Origin of the sequence: Sulfitobacter sediminilitoris, assembly GCF_010667575.1 — a bacterium.
In the GTDB taxonomy this organism is placed as follows: domain Bacteria; phylum Pseudomonadota; class Alphaproteobacteria; order Rhodobacterales; family Rhodobacteraceae; genus Sulfitobacter; species Sulfitobacter sediminilitoris.
Genome location: NZ_JAABNT010000003.1, coordinates 239,583 through 263,265, shown reverse-complemented (window position 1 = coordinate 263,265; position 23,683 = coordinate 239,583). Strand labels below are relative to the sequence as shown.

Annotated in this window: 20 protein-coding genes; 10 read left to right on the top strand and 10 right to left on the bottom strand. The window is 57.3% G+C overall.

What is annotated here, in order from left to right:
• The first annotated feature begins 23 nt into the window (after positions 1-23).
• From GV827_RS06825 to ilvN, 5 genes are all read left to right on the top strand, one after another.
• On the top strand, positions 24-1,421 hold the full coding sequence (locus tag GV827_RS06825) for a cache domain-containing protein (protein ID WP_235930264.1): 1,398 nt from the start codon (positions 24-26) through the stop codon (positions 1,419-1,421).
• The gene (locus GV827_RS06820) at positions 1,418-2,065 is read left to right on the top strand and encodes a response regulator transcription factor (RefSeq protein WP_164353039.1); all 648 of its coding nucleotides are present in this window, start codon (positions 1,418-1,420) and stop codon (positions 2,063-2,065) included. Before GV827_RS06825 ends, GV827_RS06820 begins: the two co-directional genes overlap by 4 nt.
• Positions 2,066-2,287: 222 nt before the next feature.
• Complete coding sequence (locus tag GV827_RS06815) at positions 2,288-2,692, top strand: OsmC family protein (protein WP_164353038.1); 405 nt, start codon at positions 2,288-2,290, stop codon at positions 2,690-2,692.
• 463 nt (positions 2,693-3,155) lie between these two features.
• The gene (locus GV827_RS06810) at positions 3,156-4,910 is read left to right on the top strand and encodes an acetolactate synthase 3 large subunit (RefSeq protein WP_164353037.1); all 1,755 of its coding nucleotides are present in this window, start codon (positions 3,156-3,158) and stop codon (positions 4,908-4,910) included.
• 72 nt (positions 4,911-4,982) lie between these two features.
• The gene (gene ilvN, locus GV827_RS06805) at positions 4,983-5,543 is read left to right on the top strand and encodes an acetolactate synthase small subunit (protein WP_164353036.1); all 561 of its coding nucleotides are present in this window, start codon (positions 4,983-4,985) and stop codon (positions 5,541-5,543) included.
• Positions 5,544-5,549: 6 nt separating this feature from the next.
• On the opposite strand, the gene GV827_RS06800 is transcribed toward ilvN, so the two are convergent.
• On the bottom strand, positions 5,550-5,900 hold the full coding sequence (locus tag GV827_RS06800) for a hypothetical protein (RefSeq protein WP_164353035.1): 351 nt from the start codon (positions 5,898-5,900) through the stop codon (positions 5,550-5,552).
• Positions 5,901-6,119: 219 nt separating this feature from the next.
• Here GV827_RS06800 and GV827_RS06795 point away from each other — a divergent pair, with 219 nt between their 5' ends.
• The 3 genes from GV827_RS06795 to GV827_RS06785 all read left to right on the top strand — a co-directional run bounded on the left by GV827_RS06795 (position 6,120) and on the right by GV827_RS06785 (position 8,413).
• The gene (locus tag GV827_RS06795; protein ID WP_204325760.1) at positions 6,120-6,917 is read left to right on the top strand and encodes a helix-turn-helix domain-containing protein; all 798 of its coding nucleotides are present in this window, start codon (positions 6,120-6,122) and stop codon (positions 6,915-6,917) included.
• Positions 6,918-7,013: 96 nt separating this feature from the next.
• Entirely contained in the window at positions 7,014-8,174 is a 1,161-nt protein-coding gene (locus GV827_RS06790) for an aromatic ring-hydroxylating oxygenase subunit alpha (RefSeq protein ID WP_164353033.1), read from the top strand.
• Complete coding sequence (locus GV827_RS06785; protein WP_164353032.1) at positions 8,171-8,413, top strand: hypothetical protein; 243 nt, start codon at positions 8,171-8,173, stop codon at positions 8,411-8,413. The genes GV827_RS06790 and GV827_RS06785 overlap by 4 nt, the downstream gene beginning before the upstream one ends.
• Before the next feature lie 5 nt (positions 8,414-8,418).
• Here GV827_RS06785 and GV827_RS06780 read toward each other — a convergent pair whose 3' ends face one another.
• The 5 genes from GV827_RS06780 to GV827_RS06760 form a co-directional block, all read right to left on the bottom strand.
• On the bottom strand, positions 8,419-9,831 hold the full coding sequence (locus tag GV827_RS06780; protein WP_164353031.1) for an amidase: 1,413 nt from the start codon (positions 9,829-9,831) through the stop codon (positions 8,419-8,421).
• 75 nt (positions 9,832-9,906) lie between these two features.
• Positions 9,907-11,031: a peptide chain release factor 2 gene (gene prfB, locus GV827_RS06775; RefSeq protein ID WP_164353030.1), complete on the bottom strand. Its 1,125-nt coding sequence runs from the start codon at positions 11,029-11,031 to the stop codon at positions 9,907-9,909.
• A gap of 91 nt (positions 11,032-11,122) precedes the next feature.
• Complete coding sequence (locus GV827_RS06770) at positions 11,123-13,675, bottom strand: penicillin-binding protein 1A (protein WP_164353029.1); 2,553 nt, start codon at positions 13,673-13,675, stop codon at positions 11,123-11,125.
• Positions 13,676-13,786: 111 nt separating this feature from the next.
• A complete protein-coding gene (locus GV827_RS06765; RefSeq protein ID WP_164353028.1) occupies positions 13,787-15,004 on the bottom strand; it encodes an N-acetylmuramoyl-L-alanine amidase in 1,218 nt (405 codons plus the stop codon).
• Between the two features lie 161 nt (positions 15,005-15,165).
• Positions 15,166-16,308 carry a pyridoxal phosphate-dependent aminotransferase gene (locus GV827_RS06760; protein ID WP_164353027.1) on the bottom strand — a complete coding sequence of 381 codons (1,143 nt, stop codon included), beginning with the start codon at positions 16,306-16,308 and terminating at the stop codon, positions 15,166-15,168.
• 82 nt (positions 16,309-16,390) lie between these two features.
• Here GV827_RS06760 and GV827_RS06755 point away from each other — a divergent pair, with 82 nt between their 5' ends.
• A complete protein-coding gene (locus GV827_RS06755) occupies positions 16,391-17,134 on the top strand; it encodes a DsbA family protein (protein ID WP_164353026.1) in 744 nt (247 codons plus the stop codon).
• 30 nt (positions 17,135-17,164) lie between these two features.
• Here GV827_RS06755 and ispG read toward each other — a convergent pair whose 3' ends face one another.
• From ispG to hemA, 3 genes are all read right to left on the bottom strand, one after another.
• A complete protein-coding gene (ispG, locus tag GV827_RS06750; RefSeq protein WP_164353025.1) occupies positions 17,165-18,289 on the bottom strand; it encodes a flavodoxin-dependent (E)-4-hydroxy-3-methylbut-2-enyl-diphosphate synthase in 1,125 nt (374 codons plus the stop codon).
• Between the two features lie 69 nt (positions 18,290-18,358).
• A complete protein-coding gene (locus GV827_RS06745; RefSeq protein ID WP_164353024.1) occupies positions 18,359-19,606 on the bottom strand; it encodes a helix-turn-helix domain-containing protein in 1,248 nt (415 codons plus the stop codon).
• Between the two features lie 120 nt (positions 19,607-19,726).
• Positions 19,727-20,950: a 5-aminolevulinate synthase gene (hemA, locus tag GV827_RS06740; RefSeq protein WP_164353023.1), complete on the bottom strand. Its 1,224-nt coding sequence runs from the start codon at positions 20,948-20,950 to the stop codon at positions 19,727-19,729.
• A gap of 361 nt (positions 20,951-21,311) precedes the next feature.
• On the opposite strand from hemA, the gene GV827_RS06735 reads away from it, so the two are divergent.
• Entirely contained in the window at positions 21,312-22,682 is a 1,371-nt protein-coding gene (locus GV827_RS06735) for a M20/M25/M40 family metallo-hydrolase (RefSeq protein ID WP_164353022.1), read from the top strand.
• Positions 22,683-22,695: 13 nt separating this feature from the next.
• On the opposite strand, the gene GV827_RS06730 is transcribed toward GV827_RS06735, so the two are convergent.
• The gene (locus GV827_RS06730) at positions 22,696-23,652 is read right to left on the bottom strand and encodes a DMT family transporter (protein WP_164353021.1); all 957 of its coding nucleotides are present in this window, start codon (positions 23,650-23,652) and stop codon (positions 22,696-22,698) included.
• Positions 23,653-23,683: the final 31 nt, after the last annotated feature.

The following is a 23,683-nucleotide window of genomic DNA, read 5'->3' as shown; positions in this document are numbered from 1 at the left end:
TGCGACGCTGGTTTCTTTTTCCAATGCCAAGTTACGCCCAAAAGCTAACGCTGTTGGCGGCGGTCCCTTTGATCTTTGCGGTCGCTGCAATTGCCTTGCTGGTGGCCATGCAGGCCCGTGCCTTGGCCGAGCGTGAGATCAGGACCCTTGAAACGCAGTTGATCGAGGCAAAGAAGGCCGAGCTGCGCAATTACGTTACACAGGCGCGCAACGGGTTCTATTTCATATATGGCAGCGCAGCCCCCGACGATGAGCCGGCAAAGCAGAAGGTAGCCCAGATTTTCTCAGCAATGATCTATGGCGATGAAGGCCAATTCTTTGTTTACGACTACGATGGCAACCAGCTTGTCAGCCCCCGTCAGACTGAACGGATCAACCAGAACTGGTCCGGGCAGACCGACAGCGCCGGGACACCAATTGTGGATGAACTGATCCGCATCGCGCGCGACGGCGCGGGGTATCACAGCTATCTCTGGCCCAAGCCCTCAACCGGTGAAGAAGCCCGCATGATCACTTATGTGACGTCTTTCCCATCCTGGCGGTGGGCGGTGGGTACCGGTGTATTCATCGATGATATCCTTGTCTCAGTCGCCTCTGCCCGCGCGGATGTGGAGGCGCGGGTGCGCAAGACCTTTGTCTACATCGGCGCAATTACCTTTGCCGCGCTTCTTGTCGTTTTTGGGACCGGAATGCTGATCAATCTGCGCGAACGGCGGCTGGCGGATGCAAAGCTCAAGAAACTGACACAGCGGGTTTTTGACGCCCAGGAAGAAGAACGCGGTCGGGTGGCACGCGAATTGCATGACGGGATCAGTCAGATCCTCGTCGGTGTACGTTATGCGCTGGATAATGCACGACGCCGTCTGGAACGGGGGGATGAAAAGGCGGCTGAACCCTTGGGTAAAGGTATCAAAAGCCTTGGTCAGGCCATCAGCGAAGTACGCCGGATCAGCCGTGATCTGCGCCCTGGCGTACTGGATGATCTGGGCCTTGGTCCTGCGATCAAGACGCTGGCCGAGGATTTTCAGGCACGTACTGGTCTGCCATGCCGGTTTGAAACAGTGGTTTTCCGCAACCGCCTTGATGATGAAGCCAAGATCGCGCTTTACCGCATCGCACAGGAAGCTCTGACCAATGTTGAACGCCATTCAGGCGCGACCGAGGTTGAGATCAATCTGCGCGGCCATCGCCGTGGCGCCACGCTGAGGATTGCAGACAATGGCAAAGGCTTTAATGCGAGCCGCTCTGCCGCGTCTCCCGGCTTGGGCTTGCGGAACATGCAGGAAAGGATGGAGCAGTTGGGCGGCTCCTTCGATATTCGCGAAACCAGAGCGTCTGGCACAACCATTGAAGCGACCGTGCCATTGAGCCATATGCTCCCTCCTGAAAACACCGAACACCGGAAAGTGGCAGCAGAATGACTGAACCCACCCGCATCGTGATCGTGGATGACCACCCGATGGTTGCCGAAGGCATTCAGTCCATTCTTGAAAGCTATGATGACATCGATGTCGTGGGGACGTTGTCAAGCGGCCGTGAGGCAATTGATCAACTCGACAAGCTGAACCCGGATGTGGTGCTGATGGACCTCAACATGCCGGAGATCGGCGGGCTGACCGCAACCGAAATCGTGCTGGAGCGCCGACCTGGCACTCGCATCGTAATCCTGTCGATGCACGACAACCCCGAATATATCGCCTCGGCGCTCAGTCACGGCGCGGTGGGCTATCTGCTGAAAGACGTACCGACCGATGAGATCAAACAGGCCATAGACACGGTGATGCAGGGAGAGACTTACCTGTGCACCGGCGCGCAGGGTTCCATCGCCCCGAAACAGGGCCAGGGCGCGCGCGAAGCGCTGACCGAGCGGGAACAGACTATCCTGCTGCAGCTGGCCTCGGGCAAGTCGAACAAGGAAGTGGCGCATGTGCTCGACATCTCGGTCCGCACGGTCGAAACGCACCGCAAGAACATCAAGCGCAAGCTGGGGATTTCGAGCACGGCCGGTCTGACACGCTATGCGTTGGAGCACGGGGTCCTGCAGGGAACCGGCGCGAGGTTGTAGCGCCCCCCGGCCGACACTCGGTCTTGCGGTTCAAGTTTGGTGGACGCGAAGTTAGTTCTCATCAAGCCTTCCTCAGGCTCGGTGTCCTCCGACCCACGGTGAATGAATAGCGCCGCTCCGCCTGCCGCATTTCCACTGACATGCATCAAGGGACCCGTCGCAAATCTGCCTATCCTTTGACCGCTGTCGGCCAGCCGGGCGGCGCCACGTTGGAGGAGTAAGATGTCACAAGTCAAAACGACATATGACGGCGGCCAGCATTGTACCGCCATGGATGAAAAGAAGGGCAAATCCGTCGCTATGGATTGCCCCTACACAGGCAAGGGCGAAGAATTGTCCCCGGGCAATCTGCTTGAGGCGGCCCTCGCGGGCTGCATGCTGATCTCTATGGGCCCGACCGCTACGCGCGAGGGCATCGACCTGAGTGGTGCGACCATCTCGGTCGATCTGGTCGGGGCACCGCCGCCCAAGATCGACTACACGCAGATCAAGGTGGACGTGCGGATGCCATCTGGTTTGACAGACCTCCAACGCACAAAGCTCGAGCGCGCGGCGGATAGTTGCCCGATCAAGCACAGCTTCAAGGACGACATCGAGCTCTCGGTCACGTATCACTACCCTGACTGATCAGCTCCGCGAGCCTTCCCGTGGCAGGCTCTGACGGAGAATCCTGTTTCCGCCGCGTGATTGCAGCGTCGACACGTGCCGACGATGCCGCAAAAGTCATTCGTGCGGCTCCGCATCCCTCGCGTCGCGAGTCCAGGCTGGCTCGCAGATCATCCTTCCAAAGGCAGAATCCAGCGTATTTTTCAATTTCTGTCCTCTCCGACGGCCCTGACGCAAGAAAATTACGCAAAATCCGGCCTGTGCGACATTTTTTCCGCAACATTGCCTGTTGACGCCCCCGCAAACCGCTCATAATGTCCCCGCACGCTTAAGGAGCCTTTTGAACATGACAACCCTAGTCGTCATCGTAGGACACACGCGCATGGGCCGGTAACGGTAGACCATACTCTGACCCATGCGCCCCCGACATCCTCGGGGGCTTTTTTATGCGCCATACAAACTGATTGCCTTACGGAGCAAGACAATGACACGCCAAATGACCGGAGCCAAAATGATCGTCCAAGCCCTGATTGATCAGGGTGTCGACACCGTATTCGGATACCCCGGCGGCGCTGTCCTACCGATCTATGACGAGGTGTTTCAGCAGAACTCGATCAAACACATTCTTGTGCGCCACGAACAGGGTGCCGTGCACGCCGCCGAAGGCTATGCCCGGTCAACCGGCAAGCCCGGTGTCGTGCTGGTGACGTCCGGACCCGGTGCCACGAATGCTGTCACCGGCCTGACAGACGCCTTGATGGACTCGATACCGCTCATCGTTTTGACCGGCCAAGTGCCGACCTTCATGATCGGCTCCGACGCCTTTCAGGAGGCCGACACGGTTGGCATCACCCGCCCCTGCACGAAACACAACTGGCTGGTGAAAGAGACCGACAAGCTGTCCGGCGTCATTCACGAGGCATTCCACGTGGCGACATCGGGCCGCCCTGGCCCGGTGCTGGTCGACATCCCGAAGGATGTCCAATTCGCCAATGGGACCTACACGCCAAAGGCCCCTTCGACCTCGCACTACCAGCCCCAGCTCAAGGGCGATCTTGCGGCGATTACGGAATTGGTCGAAGCCATCGAAAAGGCCAAGCGCCCGGTTTTCTACACGGGCGGCGGCGTCATCAACTCTGGTCCGGGTGCCTCGCAGCTTCTGCGCGAACTGGTCGAGGCGACAGGTTTCCCGATCACCTCCACGTTGATGGGCCTTGGCTGCTATCCCGCGTCCGGCGACAAATGGTTGGGCATGCTGGGCATGCACGGGCTTTACGAGGCGAACATGGCGATGCACGGCTGTGATCTGATGATCAACATCGGCGCGCGGTTTGACGACCGGATCACCGGCGTGGTGGACATGTTCAGCCCCAAGTCCAAGAAGGCGCATATCGACATTGACCCATCATCTATCAACAAGGTTATCCGGGTTGATATCCCGATCATGGGCGATGTGGGTCATGTGCTTGAAGACCTGCTGAAGATCTGGAAATCCCGCGGCCGTAAAACAAATTCGGAAGCGGTCGCAAAATGGTGGAAGCAGATTGAGGAATGGCGCGCTGTTGACTGCCTGAAATTCAATCAGAAAGGCACCACGATCAAGCCACAGCACGCGCTGGCTCGACTTGAAGCGCTGACCAAGGACCACGACCGCTATATCTGCACCGAAGTGGGCCAGCACCAGATGTGGGCGGCTCAGTATTTGGGGTTTGATGACCCCAACCGCTGGATGACTTCGGGCGGGCTTGGCACCATGGGCTACGGCTTTCCTGCATCCATCGGCGTGCAGATGGCGCATCCCGACGCGCTGGTGATCAACGTCGCGGGCGAAGCATCCTGGCTTATGAACATGCAAGAGATGGGCACAGCGGTGCAGTACCGCCTGCCGGTCAAGCAGTTCATCCTCAATAACGAACGTCTTGGCATGGTTCGCCAGTGGCAGGAATTGCTGCACGGTGAGCGCTATTCACAAAGCTGGTCAGAGGCCCTGCCCGACTTTGTGAAACTGGCCGAAGCCTTCGGTGCCAAGGGTATCCTTTGTGACAATCCTGACGATTTGGACGATGCGATCATGGAAATGATCAACCACGACGGTCCGGTAATCTTTGATTGCCTCGTGGAGAAGCACGAAAACTGCTATCCGATGATCCCGTCGGGCAAGGCGCACAATGAGATGATCATGGGCGAGAACGTGGATACGCAGATGGCCATCGACAAGGACGGCGCGGTGCTGGTCTAGCACGGATTTCTTGCAAGAAATTCGCCAAGGCTTTTCAGAGGCCTTGGTCCCTCTCTTCAAAGGACGAAATAAATGTCAGCTCTAAAGATCAAAAAAGGCGCCACCAGCCATTCCGCCTACAACCTGCGCCCCAATTTCTCGGACGTGATCGAACGTCACACCCTTGCCGTTCTGGTCGAGAATGAACCCGGCGTTCTGGCCCGTGTGATTGGTCTGTTCTCAGGTCGCGGCTACAACATCGACAGCCTCACCGTGGCCGAGGTGGATCACACGGGTCACCTTAGCCGTATCACTATCGTCACCTCTGGCACACCGCAGGTGATTGAGCAGATCAAGGCGCAACTGGGTCGGATCGTATCAGTGCACGATGTCCACGATCTGACCGTTGAAGGCGCGAGCGTTGAGCGGGAGCTTGCGATGTTCAAAGTCGCAGGCAAAGGAGATCACCGGGTTGAAGCCCTGCGTCTGGCGGATATTTTCCGAGCCAATGTGGTGGACAGCACGCTTGAGAGTTTTGTTTTTGAAATCACAGGTGCGCCAGAGAAGATTGATGCCTTTGCCGACCTGATGCGCCCTCTTGGACTGACCGAAGTGGCAAGAACGGGTGTTGCCGCGCTGTCGCGCGGCGACTGATCACGATCATCCGTTGTGGGCGCGCCGCATAGGTGCGCTGTTGGCGATCTTCTGGGGGAACGCGACGACGTCACCCGAAGCGGCTGTACTTGGAGCTGTATCGGTCTTTGCTGCAGTTGCGCGCAGATGCTCTTGAAGTCCATTGCAGACCTTGGGCTTGATCACTGTCGCATTCCGCGCCCGTCTGATCTTGCCCTCAATCGACAGGTCGAATTCCACCATATCCCCTGCGTTCAGCAGGTTGTGTTCCGCCGCATGATCCTGCGCCGCATCATAATATGCGAGATCCCCATGATCCTCGCACCAGAAAACTGCCTTTTGGTCCTCGAAATCGCTCCAAAGTACTACACCAATCATTATTCAACTTCGTCCCTTCAGACTGTTCCGTTATCGGATTTCGTTAACCATTATGATGGTTATTGGGTTTCCACGCACGGTTGCTTTTGTGTCTGAATTCACCCCTAACTGGCGCTATACCGCGTCAGGATTGTTGCTAATTAGCATCAAATATGTTTGGTTGATATCGTCTACCAATAGTCAAATACCAAATCCTCTCCCTCAGGTTGAACTATAGCGATGCCAACTAATCATCCAACACCTGCCGAACTGCGCGCCATGTTTGGCGAAAATCTGCGCAAGCTGTCGGCCCAGTTCGATTCGATTTCGGAACTGGCCCGGCAATTGGGGATCAATCGCACCCAATTCAATCGCTATCTGGCCGGGGAAAGTTTTCCTCGTCCTGATGTCCTGGCACGAGTCTGTTCGTTCTTCAAAGTCGATGCCCGTGTTCTGCTTGAACGCGTGGACGACATCGGCAGCGCCGAGGACCCGATCGCGAACCCTTTCTTGCGCGACTACGTCGGCGCAGGGTCATCCAATGTCCCCGAATCTATATTCCCTAGTGGTTTCTTTCGATTTTCCCGCCGCAGCTTTGTGCGTCAGGAGGTCTTTACCATGGGGGTCGTCCACGTCCGCAGGGACGGGACGAATACTTTCCTGCGTGGTTTCGAATCCCGCGAAGCAATGAAAGTACAAAGTCTCCCTATCACTAAACAAGCGCGCGAATTCAGGGGCATCGTGATGCAGCAAGAAGACGGTATCGTAATCATTGCTTCGCGTAAGAACTCAATGACAACGACGTTCAACTACCTCAGCCGTGTCGCCTCGTTCGAGAACAACTATTGGCACGGCTATATCACCCGTACCGTACCGGAAAGCGCCGGGGGCCTGCGGGCGGCGCGAATGGTTTTTGAGTTCCTCGGCACACGCGCGTCTGACGCTATCCCTGCAGCGCGCGCAACAGGGTTTCGTTCGCCAGAAGAGTTGCCACCTTTCCATCGTCGCCTGCTGATGCCGAACAAGCCTTTTGCCTGAACCGCGAAAGGTGTCGCCCTTGGCAAAGTCCGGTCGCTGACGGGAACAAACCGATTTGCGTCTGAACTATACTCCTGCCACCAGCAGGAGGGCATCATGACCAATTCCCCAACAGACATAAGCCTAGTCCGGCGCCCCATTGAACAGGCTCATGGACTGCCAAATGCGCATTATATAGATCCGGCAGTCTTCGACGAAGAACGTCAGGCGGTGCTTTTTGACAATTGGGCTGGACTTGGCGTCACTGCAGATATCCCGGATATCGGGGACGCCGTGCCCGTGACATTTCTGGGAATGCCGCTGTTGATGGTGCGGGACAAATTGGGCGAGGTTCGGGTGTTCCAGAACACCTGCCGACATCGCGGTATGATTCTGGTTGAAGAGCCTCGCAAGATCGAAGGTGCCATCCGTTGCCCGTATCACAGCTGGTGCTACGGTACAGATGGCCGTTTGGTCAGTACGCCGCACGTTGGTGGCCCTGGACAGAACACCCACGCGGGTATCGACCGCGCGCTGCTGGGGCTCATTGAGATACGCAGTCACATTTGGATGGATGTGGTCTTTATCAACGTCTCGGGCACCGCACCCGCGTTTGAAGACGCGAACTCTGACCTGCTGGCCCGCTGGGCGGAGTTTGACAAACCGCTTTATCACGGTGGCGCTGACAGCCGGTTTCAACTTGAGGTCAACTGCAACTGGAAGCTGGCGGTCGAGAACTATTGCGAGAGTTATCATTTGCCTTGGGTCCATCCGGGCCTCAACAGCTACTCCCGGCTTGAGGATCATTACCATATCGAAGCCAAGGAGCTGTATTCCGGGCAAGGCACGCTGGTTTATCGACAGCTGAAGGGCGAAGACGGTAACGTCTTTCCCGACTTCGAGGGGTTGTCTGACAAGTGGGATACCGCTGCCGAATACATCACCGTCTACCCCAACGTTCTGCTGGGTGTGCATCGCGATCATACCTTTGCAATCGTGCTGGTCCCGCAAGGGCCCGAACGCACAGTTGAGCATATTCACCTCTATTATGCGCAACCGGACACAGAAGCGGACCTTCGGGCACGCAATACCGCCCAGTGGAAGGAAGTTTTTGCCGAAGACGTGTTTGTCGTCGAAGGGATGCAAAAGGGACGGCACGGGGTCCAGTTCGATGGCGGGCGGTTCTCGCCCGCGATGGACGGGCCGACACATCTGTTTCACGATTGGGTCGCAGCGCAGCTTGAGCGGCATCGCGGGTTGCCCCTCGCCGCGGAATGAACACGTTGGAAAGCGCCCTGCTGGCGGCACACGCCAGCAGGGACACCGCCGCGCTGGTCACGCTCTATGCCCAAGCATCAGAGCAGGCAGAGACAGCGGATATGGCGGGGTTCTATCTGACCCACGCCTATGTCTTCGCGCTTGAGCTGAACCATCCACAGGCATCGGAGCTGCGGCAACGGCTTATCGATGCCGGACGCGAAGAACCCCTGCCTCCGGCACGTGCACCATCCAGATAAACACCTTAGCCAAATTGTGGGGGGCGTTGGTTAGGCCAGTCTGTCGCCCCGTGCCAATCCTGAGCCAATTGCAGGAGCCTGCCGTCACTCCCGCGCGGCCCAATAAGCTGCAGACCTGCAGGCAGGCCATTTTCGCCAAAGCCGATCGGCACATTCACGACAGGCAGCCCGATCAAACTGGCCGGTGTCACCACCTGCATCCAGCGATGGTATGTATCCATGCTGACGCCCGCTATTTCTTTGGGAAAGTCGATCTCGGCATCGAAAGGCCAGCACTGTGCAGATGGTAAGGCCAATACATCTACCTGCTCAAACAGGTCGGTCGTGCGACGGAACCAATCCGAACGCACAAGACTTGCCTTGTGCAATTCCATCGCCGTCATGGCGATGCCACGCTCAATCTCCCAAATGGCGGCAGGTTTCAGGAACTTGCGCTTTTCCGGGTCCTCATAAAGCGCCAAAGACCCCGCCGCGACCGAGTATGAACGCAAAGTAATCCAGCTTTCCCACATATCATCCGCATCAAATGGCGCGGGGATGATCTCCACCAGGTGACCAAGGTCTTCCATTTGGCGAAGGGCGGCCTCACTGATGTCGTTGATGCCGACCTCAAGAGGTAACGCGCCGCCCCAATCGCCCAGCCATCCGATGCGCTGCTGCGGCACCGGTGAGGCCAGCATCGGAGCTGTAAATACATGTGGCTTTCCGTGAGGTTGTCTTGCATCAGGCCCGGTCATCGTATCAAGTAATGCTGCAAGATCCGCAGGATTGAGAGCCATCGGCCCCGACGTGGCCAACTGGTGCATGAACATATCTCCGACCGGCTCGGACGGGACCGTTCCCCAAGTTGGGCGGAAACCGTAAACGTTGTTCCAACCAGCAGGATTGCGCAGCGATCCCATCATGTCAGAGCCATCAGCGACGCTTAGCATCCGGCAGGCCAGCGCCGCCGCAGCACCGCCTGAAGACCCGCCAGCAGATTTTGTGGTGTCATAAGGATTCCGCGTGACGCCATGCACGGGATTATAGGTGTGGCTTCCCAGCCCGAACTCAGGTGTGTTGGTCTTGCCAATGATCAAGGCGCCAGCGGCACGCAGACGGGTTACAAACAGATCATCCTGTTCCGACACATTGTCCGCAAAGATGGGCGAGCCCATGGTGTTGGTAAGGCCTTTGACGTTGGCAAGGTCCTTGACGGCCATCGGAATGCCATGCAGCCATCCATTGCGCGGGCTGTCGTCTGCCTTGCGCGCCTCCGCCATCAGCGCGTCACCATCCCGCAATGATACAACCGCATTGATCGGTCCATTCACGGCTTCAATGCGGTCCAAAGTGGCCCGCATCAGTTCAGCCGCGCTTAGCTTGCCACGCTCAATGGCGGTGGACAGCGCAAGCGCATCATTTTCCCAGATTTGCATTAGTAGACAAAATCAACTAATTTTGAAAAAAGCAAGGGCGTTGTCATTTAACACCTTAATGCATTTGAGCTAATCTTAGCTGCCTTGCGCCTCCGCCCGGCTCTTTCCACTCACAGCCAAGGCCAGCGTAGCGCCCATCAGCCCGTCCAGATCGCCATCAAGAACGCCTTTTGTGTCTGACGTTTCATAATTCGTGCGCAGGTCTTTGACCATCTGATAGGGCTGCAGCACATACGACCTGATCTGGTTGCCCCACCCCGCATCACCGGCGCTCTCATGTGCTTCGTTCACGAGGGCCGAACGTTTATCCAACTCCAACTGATACAGCCGGCTTTTCAGCGCTTTCATCGCTATATCACGGTTCTGGTGCTGAGATTTCTCAGAGCTTGTTACAACAATCCCGGTGGGGTGGTGCGTGATCCGCACAGCAGAGTCGGTGGTGTTCACGTGCTGCCCGCCTGCCCCGGAAGAGCGATACGTATCGATGCGAATGTCCGACGGATTCACCTCGATCTCAATGTTATCATCAACCACCGGATAGACCTTGACCGAAGTAAAGGAGGTATGCCGCTTCGCCGCTGAATCGAAGGGGGAAATACGCACCAGCCGGTGCACACCGCTTTCCGATTTCAACCAGCCATAGGCATTGTGCCCCGAAATCTTGTAGGTGGCGGATTTGATCCCCGCCTCATCGCCTGCGCTTTCCGCCTGCAGTTCAACCTTGTAGCCCTTCCGCTCGGCCCAGCGGACGTACATCCGCGCCAGCATGTTGGCCCAGTCACAGCTTTCCGTGCCGCCAGCCCCGGCGTTAATCTCAAGAAAGGTGTCGTTACCATCCGCTTCACCGTCCAGAAGCGCCTCAAGCTCTTTCTGTGCAGCTTTCTCCGCAAGCTTTAGCAGCGCGGCCTCAGCGTCGGCCACGACCTCCGTGTCTTCTTCCATCTCGCCAAGTTCAATCAGCTCAACGTTGTCGGCCAGATCCTGCTTGATGCCCTCGTAGGTGCCGATGGCATCCACAAGGCTCTGGCGGTCGCGCATCAGCTTTTGCGCCGCTTCCGCGTCGTCCCACAGGTTTGGGTCTTCAACACGCGCGTTGAATTCTTCCAGACGGTGCTGAGCAGTCTCAACGTCAAGCCGTTGTGCCAGCAATTCCAATGACTTGGAAATCTGATCTACGGTATTTTGTACCTCTGCGCGCATCCGGTTCAAGCCTTTGTTCTATGCCTGCACGGACATAAACCAGCCACCGCGTGTCAGCAAGCCGTTGGACCGCGTTTCACGCTGCGACTCCTTAGTAGAGACCACCAGATGACAATGTACCGAAGCTCGCCTTGGGGCCTACAGCCGCTTTCTTGCCGGTCGAGGTTGTGACTTGCTTGGCGACCCGGCCCACTTCTTCAACCAGCGGCAGGTCTGCGCCCATGGCGAACCCGCCGTCAAAGGTTATTCCGAAAATTGGCTCTTCGCCTTCGCGGAAGCATTCCGACACAACGTTTGGTCCTGACGCTTCATCGCTCAGCCGTGCGCCACTGAACCTGTCAATATTGATGAATTCACAGGCCTCAGGCACGGTGAAGGGCCCACCGCCGTATTTCTGGACGGCCTGAGACATAAAGCGTTGGAAAACCGGGCCGCACATGCCGCCACCAGAGGCGCCGCGGCCCATCGGTTTGGGTTGGTCGTAGCCAATGTAACAACCGGCCACGATGTTTGAGGTGAATCCAATGAACCAGACGTCCTTGGCATCGTTGGTGGTGCCGGTCTTGCCTGCTGTCGGCACGGGCAAATTGACGGCCTTGCGGGCTGTGCCGCGTTCAACCACGCCACGCATCATTGAGGTCAGCTGATAGGCCGTCACCGGGTCCATCACCCGCTCTCGGTTGGAAATCACGCGCGGCGCTACGCCGGGATCAAGGCTCGCCAACTGGCAATCGTTGCAGATGCGTTCGTCGTGCTTGTAAACCGTGCGGCCATAGCGGTCCTGCACGCGGTCCACCAGCGTGGGCTGCACCCGCTCGCCACCGTTGGCGAACATGGCGTAGGCGCTGACCATCTGGTAAAGCGTCGTCTCTTGCGAGCCGAGCGCGTTGGCCAGCACTGGCGCAAGATCATCATAGACACCGAAGCGTTCCGCGTAGCTGCCGACAATATCCATGCCAACCTCTTGGGCCAGGCGAATGGTCATCAGGTTGCGCGACTGTTCGATCCCCGTGCGCAGCGGCGTCGGCCCATAATAGCGGTTCGACGCGTTCTTGGGCCGCCAGATACCCTGCGGTGTGTTGATCTCAATTGGTGCGTCGACAACGATCGTCGCAGGAGAATAGCCGCTATCAAGCGCTGAGGCGTAGACAAAGGGCTTGAAGCTTGAGCCCGGCTGCCGCTGAGCCTGCGTCGCACGGTTAAAGACCGAAGCCTGATACGAAAAGCCCCCCTGCATCGCGATGACGCGGCCCGTATCCACGTCCATTGCAACAAATGCGCCCTGCACTTCGGGGACTTGCCGCAACGTCCAGCGAATGAAGCTGCCGTCGTTGTCCGCAGTCATCCGACGGACCAGAACAACATCGCCAACCTCAAGCAGATCACCTGCCACGCGCGCCTTGTTGGCAAGCTTGCCATCTTCAAGCAGTTTCCGCGCCCATTGAACGTCTTTTGCCGGAATGAAATGGCCGTCTGCGTCCTCTTCCACGCCTTCAATGCCGATACGGGCATCGTTCTCACCCACGCTCAGCACAACTGCCGGATACCACTTGTTTTCCAGATCAATGTCGCGCGGCACCCGCAGATCGGCCAGCGCCGCGCGCCAGCTTTCTTCACTTTCAAGCATATCGACAGGGATTTTCTCTCCCGTCCCGCGCCAAACGCCCCTGCTCCGGTCGTAGTCCTCAAGCTCGCGACGCAGAGAGTTTGCCGCAATCGGCTGCATCTCGTTGTCGATGGTTGCACGCACGGTCAGGCCACCGGTAAAGAACTCTCCTTCGCCAAAGTTCTGTGACAACTGGCGCCGGATCTCATCGGTGAAATAGTCACGCGGTGGCAGTTCCGCCTTGAAGCTTTCGAAATCACCGTTCTGCACGGACCGCAGCGGTTGCGCCTTTTCAGCGGCGTAAACATCATCGCTGATGTACCCGTTCTCGTTCATTTCCCGCAGCACGAAATTACGGCGGGCCAGCAAGCGATCCTTGCGGCGTACCGGATGATAATCTGACGGGGCCTTGGGCAGTGATGCGAGGAAGGCCGCCTCGTGAGGGGCTAATTCGCTGAGCGTCTTGTTGAAATAAGTCTGCGATGCTGCCGCAACACCATAGGAGTTCTGACCCAGAAAAATTTCATTGAGATAGAGTTCAAGGATCTTTTCCTTGTCCAGCGTTTCTTCCAAGCGCGCGGCAAGAATGATTTCCTTTATCTTGCGCTCGGCCCGGCGATCACCGGACAAAAGGAAGTTTTTCATCACCTGCTGCGTGATTGTAGATGCCCCGCGCACGTCGCGCCCCCGCGACTTGACAGCGTCAACCGCAGCCGCCGCGATACCGCGCAAATCGTAACCGTCGTGGTCGTAGAAATTCTTGTCTTCAGCAGAGATAAACGCCTGCTTGATCAGCGGCGGGATCGTATCCGCAGGCGCAAAAAGGCGACGTTCCTTGGCGAATTCGTCAATCAATCGGCCCTGCCCCGAATAAATTCGGCTGATCGTCGGCGGCGTGTATTGGGCAAGGCTTTCATGACTCGGCAGGTCGCGGCCGTACATCCAGAAAATCGCGCCAATGGTCAGCGCGACCATACCGATGCTCATGGTCAAGGTGGTAAAGATACCACCCAGAAAAGAAAGGATAAATCTGAACACCGCTGTCCGCCCTCTGCGTGGCTGTTATGCCCCTCTTATAGGGTAGTTGCGCAGGGGCGTCAAAACATCACGCAGCGGCTTGTCGGCCATTCCCTGCGCACGAATGCGTGATTACTGACGCACCAAGGGCGCCCGTGCTGCATCCTGATCGCGCCATGCCAGAATGGCATCCGCCATGGCGTTGATCATGACTGACCTCCAAACCGGATCGCGCAGGTTTTTCAGATCCCGTTCGGAGCTCAAGAATCCAACTTCAACCAGCACAGACGGAATATCCGCTGACTTAAGCACTGAGAACCCGGCCTTTCGCAACGGTCGACGGTTCATTGGCCCCCCGGAGCGCGCCATCCCTTCAACCAGAACCTGAGCCAATTCAGCGGAGCGCGGCTCGGTTTCCTGCCGGGCAAGATCCAGAAGGATGCCCGCGACCTGATCGTCAGACCCTGTCAGATCTGCGCCCGCGATAATATCCGACCGATTGTGCCGCGCAGCAAGGTGCGCCGTGGCCGCGTCGCTGGCTTCTTCTGAAAGCGTGTAGACGGTCGCGCCCTTGGCCCCACCCTGACTGAGAATGTCTGCATGCAGTGAGATAAAGATATCCGCACGTGCTTGATGGGCGATGGCGACGCGGGTCTCAAGAGCGACGAATACATCGTCTTCCCGCGTCAGGACCGCAGTCACACCGCTGCGCAGCAACGCTTCGCGCAGGCCACGGGCAAAGCTCAACATCAAGTCTTTCTCGGCGACGCCCTCGCGTTCGGCGCCTGGATCAATGCCACCATGGCCGGGGTCGATGGCCACGACAAATCGATCTGCATCTGGATTCTGCGGTGCAGGCGGTTTTGTCAGCGCAATCGCCCACGCCGGATCGGATGGGGCCCCCGCCGCAGCGGCATAGGTTTCCGCGTCCGCCTTCTTCAGCTCGATTTCGAGTGTTGCCGCACCGCTGGCTGCGTTGACAGGCATCCCGATTTCGGTTGGGACCATCGGCTCTGCAAGGTCGGCCACCAGCCGGGACCAACCGGGGCGAAATGCACCAAAACGGATGTCCGTGATGCGGCCCGGCTCGGCCAAGATCATTTCCGGGCGTACCCCTGACCAATCAGCCTCGCGAAAATCAACGACCAGCCGCGCGGGATTATCCAGAAGAAACACCCGGAACGGCACACCCTGGCTCAGAGCGATGGTGATCTGGGTCCTTCCGAACCAGCCGTCACTGATCTCACTTTCTGTTGGATTTACACGGGCAATAGCACTGAGTTCCTGCGCGCCTGCCATCTGTGCGCAGGTCAACATCACTGCCAACAGCTTGAGAATTGCCCGTATCATGTCACCGCTTCGCGCTTCTTGTTGTGGCGAAGTCTAGCGCGGTGAGCATCTGATTTGAACTGTTTTCGGAAACCTCATCCCAAGATCTGGCGCAGATCGCCACTCAAGTGTTCTGCACCCCCAAACCTATGAGGAGATCTAATCAACGCAACCGTCAGAGATCACCGTCCTTGCATGAACACTTTCAGCCGCCGCAGACCTTCGCGAATATCAGCCGTGCTGCGCGCATAGGAAAAACGAACCGTGCCGATGCCCCTGATTGGGTCGAAATCAAGACCCGGTGTGACTGCCACATGTGCTTTCTCAAGAATTTCGGCGGCAAAGGCACGGCTGTCATCGGTCAGATCGGACACGTCCGCATAGACATAGAAAGCCCCATCGGGTGGCGCAAAGGTGCTGAACCCCGCATCTGCCAGCCCGTCCAGCATCAGCTGCCGGTTCTCGCGATAAACTTCCATATTGGCCTGTAGCTCATCCTCGCAGTCCATCGCCGCAAGAGCGGCGATCTGGCTCACGTGAGGCGCGCAGATGAACATGTTTTGCGCAAGTCGTTCAACCACGCGTACGTGGTCCTCCGGGACCACCATCCAACCCACGCGCCAGCCGGTCATGGAAAAATACTTGGAGAAAGAATTGATGACATAGGCGTCATCGGTAACCTCAAGCGCGGTGACGGCCTTCTTCTCGTATTCGATGCCGTGATAGATCTCATCCGAGATAAAAGATGCGCCCGTTTCCGCGCATGCGCCGATAAGTGCGCCCATCGCATCTTTGTCCAGCATCGTTCCCGTGGGGTTGGCCGGTGACGCAACCAAAAGCCCGGCAAGATCCATACTCGCAAAATCGGTCGGCACCGGCTGATAGCGATTCTCGGCTTGGGTCGGCAGGTCAACGGGCGTCAATGCCAGTGCCTTGAGGATCTGGCGGTAGCTGGGATAACCCGGTGCGCCGATCCCTATCCTGTCTCCGGTGTCGAAAAGCGCTGTAAACGCAAGGATGAAACCGCCAGACGACCCCGACGTGATAACCACGCGACCGGGGTCAAGATCGACATTATACCATTCGCCGTACATCTGTGCGATGCGCGCCCGCAACGCGGGCAGTCCCAGTGCGACCGTATACCCCAGTGCGCCTTGATCCATCGCCGCTGTCAGCGCGGCCGCAGCCCCTTTCGGCGCGCCCGTCCCCGGCTGTCCGACCTCCATATGGATAATGTGCTGGCCTGCCGCCTCTGCGGCCGAGGCGGCTTGCATGACGTCCATCACAATAAAGGGATCAACGGCGGACCGGGTTGAAATGCGCATGGGCTTGCTCCTATCACTGGGGCGTGTATCACTGCGTTTCGCTGCCAGCGTCAACCCAACCCCTCTTGGAAAGATCCAACCTATGTACGCCCGTTTGATCGCAATCCTTTTTGCCGCGACCCTTGCCTTTCCCATGGCCGCCATGGACCTCAAAGCACTGACCGACGAAGAACGCGCGCTGTTCCGCGCCGAGGTCCGTTCTTACCTGATGGACAATCCAGAGGTGATCATGGAAGCCGTAGAGCTGTTGCAGTCCCGCGAGGCAGAGGCCGCAGCGCAGGCTGATCTCAGCTTGGTTTCGGACAACGCGAAAGCGATTTTCGACGATGGCTATTCCTGGGTTGGCGGCAACCCGGACGGAGATATCACGCTGGTCGAATTCCTCGACTACCGCTGCGGGTATTGCAAGCGGGCGCATGACGAGGTTGCCAAGCTGTTGGAAACTGATGGAAACATCCGTCTGATCGTTAAAGAATTCCCGATCTTGGGAGAGCAATCTGTACTGGCTTCCCGTTTCGCCGTTGCGACCAAACAAATCGCCGGGAACGAGAGCTACAAAGCGCTGCACGATGCGCTGATGGTCTATAATGGAGACGTGACGCTGCCTGCTTTGCGGCGTCTCGCCACTACCTTCGGCCTCGATTCAGATGCGATTGAGGCGCGGATGGACAGCGATGAGGTGACGCGCGAGATCGTTGAGACCCGTGCGCTGGCACAGACGTTGCAGATCACCGGCACACCGACCTTCGTGCTGCAGGACGAAATGTTGCGTGGGTATCTGCCCTACGATCAAATGAAGGCATTGGTAAACGAAAAGCGGGGTTAATCCCCGCTTTCAAATACTTACAGGGCGAAGTTACTCCGCTGCCTGAGCTGTTTCAGCATCTATCTCAGCCGCCTTTTTCTCAACCTGCTCAACGATATGCTCGATCATGCTGTCGTTGTCCTGCTTATGGCTTTGTTTGCCTGCAAGATAGACCATACCTGATCCCGCGCCTCCACCGGTGAAACCAACGTCCGTCATCAGCGCCTCACCCGGACCGTTCACAACGCAGCCAATGATCGACAGGCTCATCGGTGTCTTGATGTGCTCGAGCCGCTTTTCCAGTGCTTCAACCGTCTTGATCACGTCAAAACCTTGCCGCGCGCAGGACGGGCAAGAGATGATGTTCACGCCGCGATGACGCAGGCCGAGGGATTTGAGAATTTCGTAACCGACTTTTACTTCTTCAATCGGATCGGCGGAGAGCGATACACGGATCGTGTCCCCGATGCCCATCCAGAGCAGGTTGCCCAAGCCAATCGCCGACTTGATCGTGCCTGAGACCAGACCGCCTGCCTCGGTGATGCCAAGATGAATTGGCGCATCCGTGGCTTCGGCCAACTGCTGATATGCAGCCGCAGCCATAAAGACGTCAGACGCTTTGCAACTGATCTTGAACTCGTGAAAGTCGTTATCCTGCAGGATCTTGATGTGATCCAGACCGCTCTCGACCATCGCGTCGGGGCAAGGCTCTCCATACTTGTCCAGCAAGTGCTTTTCCAAGGAACCCGCGTTCACACCGATCCGAATTGAACAATTGTGATCACGCGCTGCTTTGATCACCTCTTTGACGCGTTTTTCATCGCCGATGTTGCCCGGATTGATCCGAAGACAGGCGGCTCCCGCTTCTGCCGCCTCAATCCCCCGTTTATAATGAAAGTGGATATCCGCAACGATTGGAACGGAGACCTCCGGCACGATTTGTTTCAACGCTTTCGATGATGCCTCGTCAGGCACAGAAATGCGGACAATATCAGCACCTGCATCTGCGGCCGCCTGCACCTGTGCAATGGTAGCCTTGACGTCTGTGGTCAGCGTGTTCGTCATCGTCTGAACGGTGATCGGCGCATCCCCTCCGACGGGTACGTTGCCGACCATGATCTGACGCGACTTTCTACGATAGATATTGCGCCAGGGACGGATGTGGTTCAGCGACATAGATAAAGCCTCGAGGCTGTGAGCGATTGCTCAATACCTAGTCAAAGCAAGGGTGCGGTGCAATGGTGCCTAGTTCGTCTGGCAAGGCATGGCAGCCAAAACCGCCGGATCAATCTCAGAAGCGGCCAGGTCGGCAAACATCCGGCTAAGCGACTGGTCTGCTGTCGGATCAACTGGCTGATAGAGTTCAGCAAGAGCCTGATTGTGGAGCGGCAGGTTGGATGTGATGCTTCCACGTGGGCCAACGGGGCCATAGCAGCCATCAGCCATCGCGAAATAGAGTGCACCGGATTCGCCTGTCCGAAGGGTCGGAGGTTCCTCCATCGCAGGGACATCCCAAGTGTCCCCCTTGTCCATTACGCCTTCAAAGATCACGGTACCATCGGCTGCGCGAACGCGAACCCACGATGGAAAAGCTGCAACCATACGGACAGCAGCTACAGGACCTTCGACAACTTGCGGCACGCTTGGTGTTTCATCCAACGTCAAGGCAGCAGTCGTTATGGCCGGATCGGGTGAAACAGGGTCAGGCGTGGCAAAGTTACCGACCAAACGCGGATCAATGGTGGCAATCGGTGCATCGCGTGCAACCAGAACCGGCACGTCAAGCGCCTGAGGACGGTAAAGACGGTCAAGCGCCTCAACCCTTGGGGAGTCCATCATGCGCGGAGAGGCGATATCGGCGGTGTCGTCCTGAGTAACGCTCAGCGCGCCATCAAGCGGATCAAGATCAGAGAGCACAACCGGCGTCTGATCAACCGGAGCGACCTGCACCCGCTGTACTTCTTGCAGGACCGTCCACCCACCAAAACCGATGGCACCGATCAGGCCGACAAGCACCAGCATCGAGCCAATCGCACTTGGCTCAATCCGGCTTAGAATACTCTCGCCTGCGGGTGTGAATGGGGTGTTTGGCCGCGCAAAAAGATCAGCCTCAGCCGGGCGCTTTTTACGGTCTTCAAAAGCTGGCTTCTTGATCACAGATGCTTCGGCAGACATGCCGTGCGCCACCTGAAAGCCGGATTCTTTACAAAAGGCACCGAACGCCTTGTCCGGATCCATGTTCAGATATCGCGCGTAGGACCGCACATAACCTGCAATGAAACCGGGCGTGTCAAACGCATCGGGATCGGCGTTTTCAATCGCAGCAATGTAAGAGGCTTTAATCCTGAGCTCGCGCTGTACGTCCAGCAGCGACTTGCCCATGGTGGCGCGTTCACCGCGCATCACGTCCCCAAGTCGGAGTTCGAATGCATCAAACCCCTTGGGTTCAACATGCTCTTCTTCAGTGACCTTAGAGGACCAGCGCCCGATCATCCCATCGCCCCGTAGTTAACGTGCCTGTAACCAATTACCGAAATCAGCAGACGATTCGGATTTGGTCTTTTCTTTCGATAACCGTAGCACAGTGCAACGAGAAATACGAATTATACGTTTCTACCCGGCGGCCTCGGCGCGATTCAGCGCACAATGCGACCAAAGGCTGTCCATCGCCTTTACCAGCGCATCCATCTCTTTGAATTCATGAACAGGTGACGGCGTGAACCGCAGCCGTTCCGTCCCGCGTGGCACGGTGGGAAAGTTGATCGGCTGAACATAAATGCCGTGGTCTTCAAGCAGCATGTCAGACAGCATTTTCGTATGCACCGGATCACCGACCATAACCGGAACGATGTGCGATCCGTGATCAATGATTGGCAAACCCAGACCTTTGAGACGCATTTTAAGCACTTTTGCCTGCTGCTGGTGCTTGTCACGCAAGTCCTGCGCAGTCTTGAGATATTTGACCGACGCCGCCGCACCTGCTGCCACTGCTGGCGGCAGTGATGTCGTAAAGATAAAGCCGGGCGCATAAGACCGGATCGCATCACACATTTTGGCGCTTGCTGCGATATAGCCGCCCATCACACCATAGGCCTTGGCCAAAGTGCCGTTGATGATGTCCAGACGGTGCATCAGGCGATCACGCTCCGCGACCCCTGCCCCGCGCGGGCCGTACATGCCCACCGCATGCACCTCGTCAATATATGTCAGCGCATTGAACTCATCGGCCAGATCGCAGATCGCTTCGATGGGCCCGAAATCCCCATCCATAGAATAGATGGATTCGAAGGCAATCACTTTCGGTGCTGCCGGATCGTCGGCCTCCAGCAACTCTCGCAGATGCGCGACATCGTTGTGCCGAAAGATCCGTTTCGCCCCACCGTTGCGGCGCACGCCCTCAATCATCGACGCGTGGTTCAATTCGTCGGAATAGATAATCAGCCCGGGGAAAAGCTTGGGCAAGGTGGAGAGCGTCGCATCATTGGCAATGTAGGCGGACGTAAACAGCAAGGCTGCTTCCTTGCCATGCAAATCGGCCAATTCAGCCTCAAGCCGCTTGTGATAGACTGTGGTGCCAGAAATATTGCGTGTCCCACCAGACCCTGCTCCGGTTGCATGCAAAGCTTCCTCCATGGCTTCCAGCACAACAGGGTTCTGCCCCATGCCGAGGTAGTCGTTCCCACACCAGACAGTGATGTCCTGTTCGGTTCCATCTGGCTTGGTCCAGACCGCATGAGGGAACTGGCCCTTGCGCCGCTCGATATCGATGAAAGTGCGGTAACGGCCCTCATCGTGCAGGCGCGCAATCGCCTCGTCCAATTTCGCGGTATAGTCCATGCGCGTCTCCAATCGGCAGTCTGTGGCGGCAGTCTCATACCCCCGCGCTGCAGAGGTTTTAGAATTAATATAGAAACAAAGCCTTGTCTTCAACGTCATAGAGGTGTGCGACTTGTCGCAGCTTTGATCTGTATCAAGGGTTTTCAGGAAATCATGTTTCCGATCCGCAACAATCTTTGCCGCCGGCATCGCTCACCCTTTTTTCTGATGCCTTTGGATACCCCCAATGCGCCAGCAATAAGCATCACTTTGCCGTGTTTCATCACCTGCAGCTTCACCCTCTGCAATGCTTAACGATGCCTCTGGACACCGCTTCGCTGCCTGATACGGTCCGACAAATTCCAAAAAACGGAGCCACACCATGTCCCTCGACGCCGTACTTGCCCGCATCGACGACGATCTGCCCGCCGCAACCGAACGTCTTCTCGATTTGTTGCGAATCCCTTCGATTTCTACCGATCCGGCCTACAAAGCTGACTGCGACCGGGCGGCGGATTGGCTGGTGCGCGACCTTTCGGAACTGGGCGTTGAGGTATCGAAACGGCCCACACCGGGGCATCCCATGGTGGTGGGGCATGTCGGCGACAGCGGACCGCACCTTCTGTTCTATGGTCACTATGATGTGCAGCCCGTGGATCCGCTGGATTTGTGGGACAACGACCCGTTCGATCCCCAGATCGAGGAGACCGCCAAAGGTACGGTGATCCGGGGGCGCGGATCGTCTGATGACAAAGGCCAGTTGATGACCTTTGTCGAAGCCTTGCGGGCGTGGAAAAACGTCAAGGGCGACTGGCCTTGCCGTATCACCTTCTTTCTCGAAGGTGAGGAGGAATCAGGCTCGCCTTCGCTGGTGCCGTTCATGAAGGAGAACGCGGATGAGTTGAAAACCGACATCGCGCTGATTTGTGACACCGGCCTGTTCGAATCCCGGACACCCGCCATCGTCACGATGCTGCGTGGTCTGCTTGGCGAGGAAATCACGATCACGGGTCCGTCTCTTGACCTGCATTCAGGCATGTACGGCGGCATTGCCATGAACCCGATCCGTGTACTCAGCAAAATCATCGCGTCGCTTCATGATGAAACTGGTCGGATCACGATCCCCGGCTTCTATGACGGGGTTCCTGAGTTGTCGGACGACCTGGAGGCGCAATGGCAGGGGTTGGCGTTCAACCACCAGAAATTTCTTGAAGATGTCGGTTTGTCAGATCCCGCCGGAGAACAGGACCGCACCCCGCTTGAGATGATCTGGTCACGCCCCACCTGCGAGGTAAACGGTATCTGGGGCGGCTATACTGGCGATGGTTTCAAGACAGTTCTGCCATCAAAAGCGCACGCCAAGATCAGCTTCCGTCTGGTCGGCACACAGGATCCGCTGGCCATCCGCGAGAATTTCCGTGCGATGGTCTCAGAGATGCTCCCACCTGATTGCGAGGTCAGCTTTGCCCCGCATGGTGCCAGTGGCGCGTCGGGGGCCGATTTCTCTGACCCGATGTTTGAAGCCGCGCGCAAGGCCTTGTCGGACGAATGGAACATCCCGGCTGCCTATATTGGCTGCGGCGGCTCCATCCCCATCGCGGGGCACTTTCAGCAGATTCTGGGGACAGAGCCGATGTTGATCGGTTTCGGCAAAGACGACGACGCGCTGCATTCTCCGAACGAGAAATATGACATGGAGAGCTTTCACAAAGGGATCCGGTCTTGGGCGAGGATCCTTGATGCACTGACTTGAAAAAAGGGGCGGCTCAGGCCGCCCTTTTTGATTTGAGCCTGCCCTCGCGGACAAAGACGTAAACGCCTGATCCGATAACGATTGCGGCGCCCACAAGCGTGCTGGCCTGAGGCCATTCGCCAAAGACCGTCCAGCCCCAGAACAGCGAGAAGATCAGCAACACGTATTCAAAGGGTGCGACGGCAGAGGCGCGGCTTAACCGGTATGCCTGCGTCATCAGGTATCCGATGATTGCAGACATGAAGCCAAGGCCCAGTATCGGCAGCCAATCGGCAGGAGCTGGCCAGACCCACGCGCGCAGCAGGAATTGCATGGATGGATTGCTGTCGGGTGTGACGAACCTTCCGTCCCCGGCCACCAGCCAAACCAATGCACTGATCGAGATGAAAGCGAATTGCATGTGCAGTGCCAGTGCGGAGGCGCGGCTGGTCTGACCCAGTTTGCGGGTCAGCACCGACATTGACGCATAGAACGCCGCTGCGACCACCGGGAGCAGGACGACCCAACCTAGACCGCCCTCACCCATGCTGAACTGTGGGGCCATCATGATCATGACACCTGCAAAGCCAACGCCAATCGCCAGAAACCTGCGCGGCCCCACGGTTTCGCCAAGCACGGGGATCGACAGCAGTGTGACAAAGAGCGGTGCCACGAAGTATAGCGATGTCGCCGTGGCGAGCGGCATGGAGGCGATTGCTGCATAAAGAGCGGTATTCGCGATCAGGATGAAAACCGCGCGCATCCCGTGCAGAAGCCAGCGCCCAGTATTCAGCAGCTTCAGACCGCCCTCGTACATCAAGAGCATCACCGTAAAAACAATCGCAACGACAGAGCGTAGCAAGATCAATTGGTGCAGCGGGTACCCGGAAGAAAGAGACTTCACCAACATGTCGTTCATCGAAATAAAGAACATTCCCGCCAGCATGCATAGGATACCAAGGCGGGCGGTGTTGACAGTTGTGGTGTTCATACGCCCTCCTACACTTGGTCTGCCATGATTG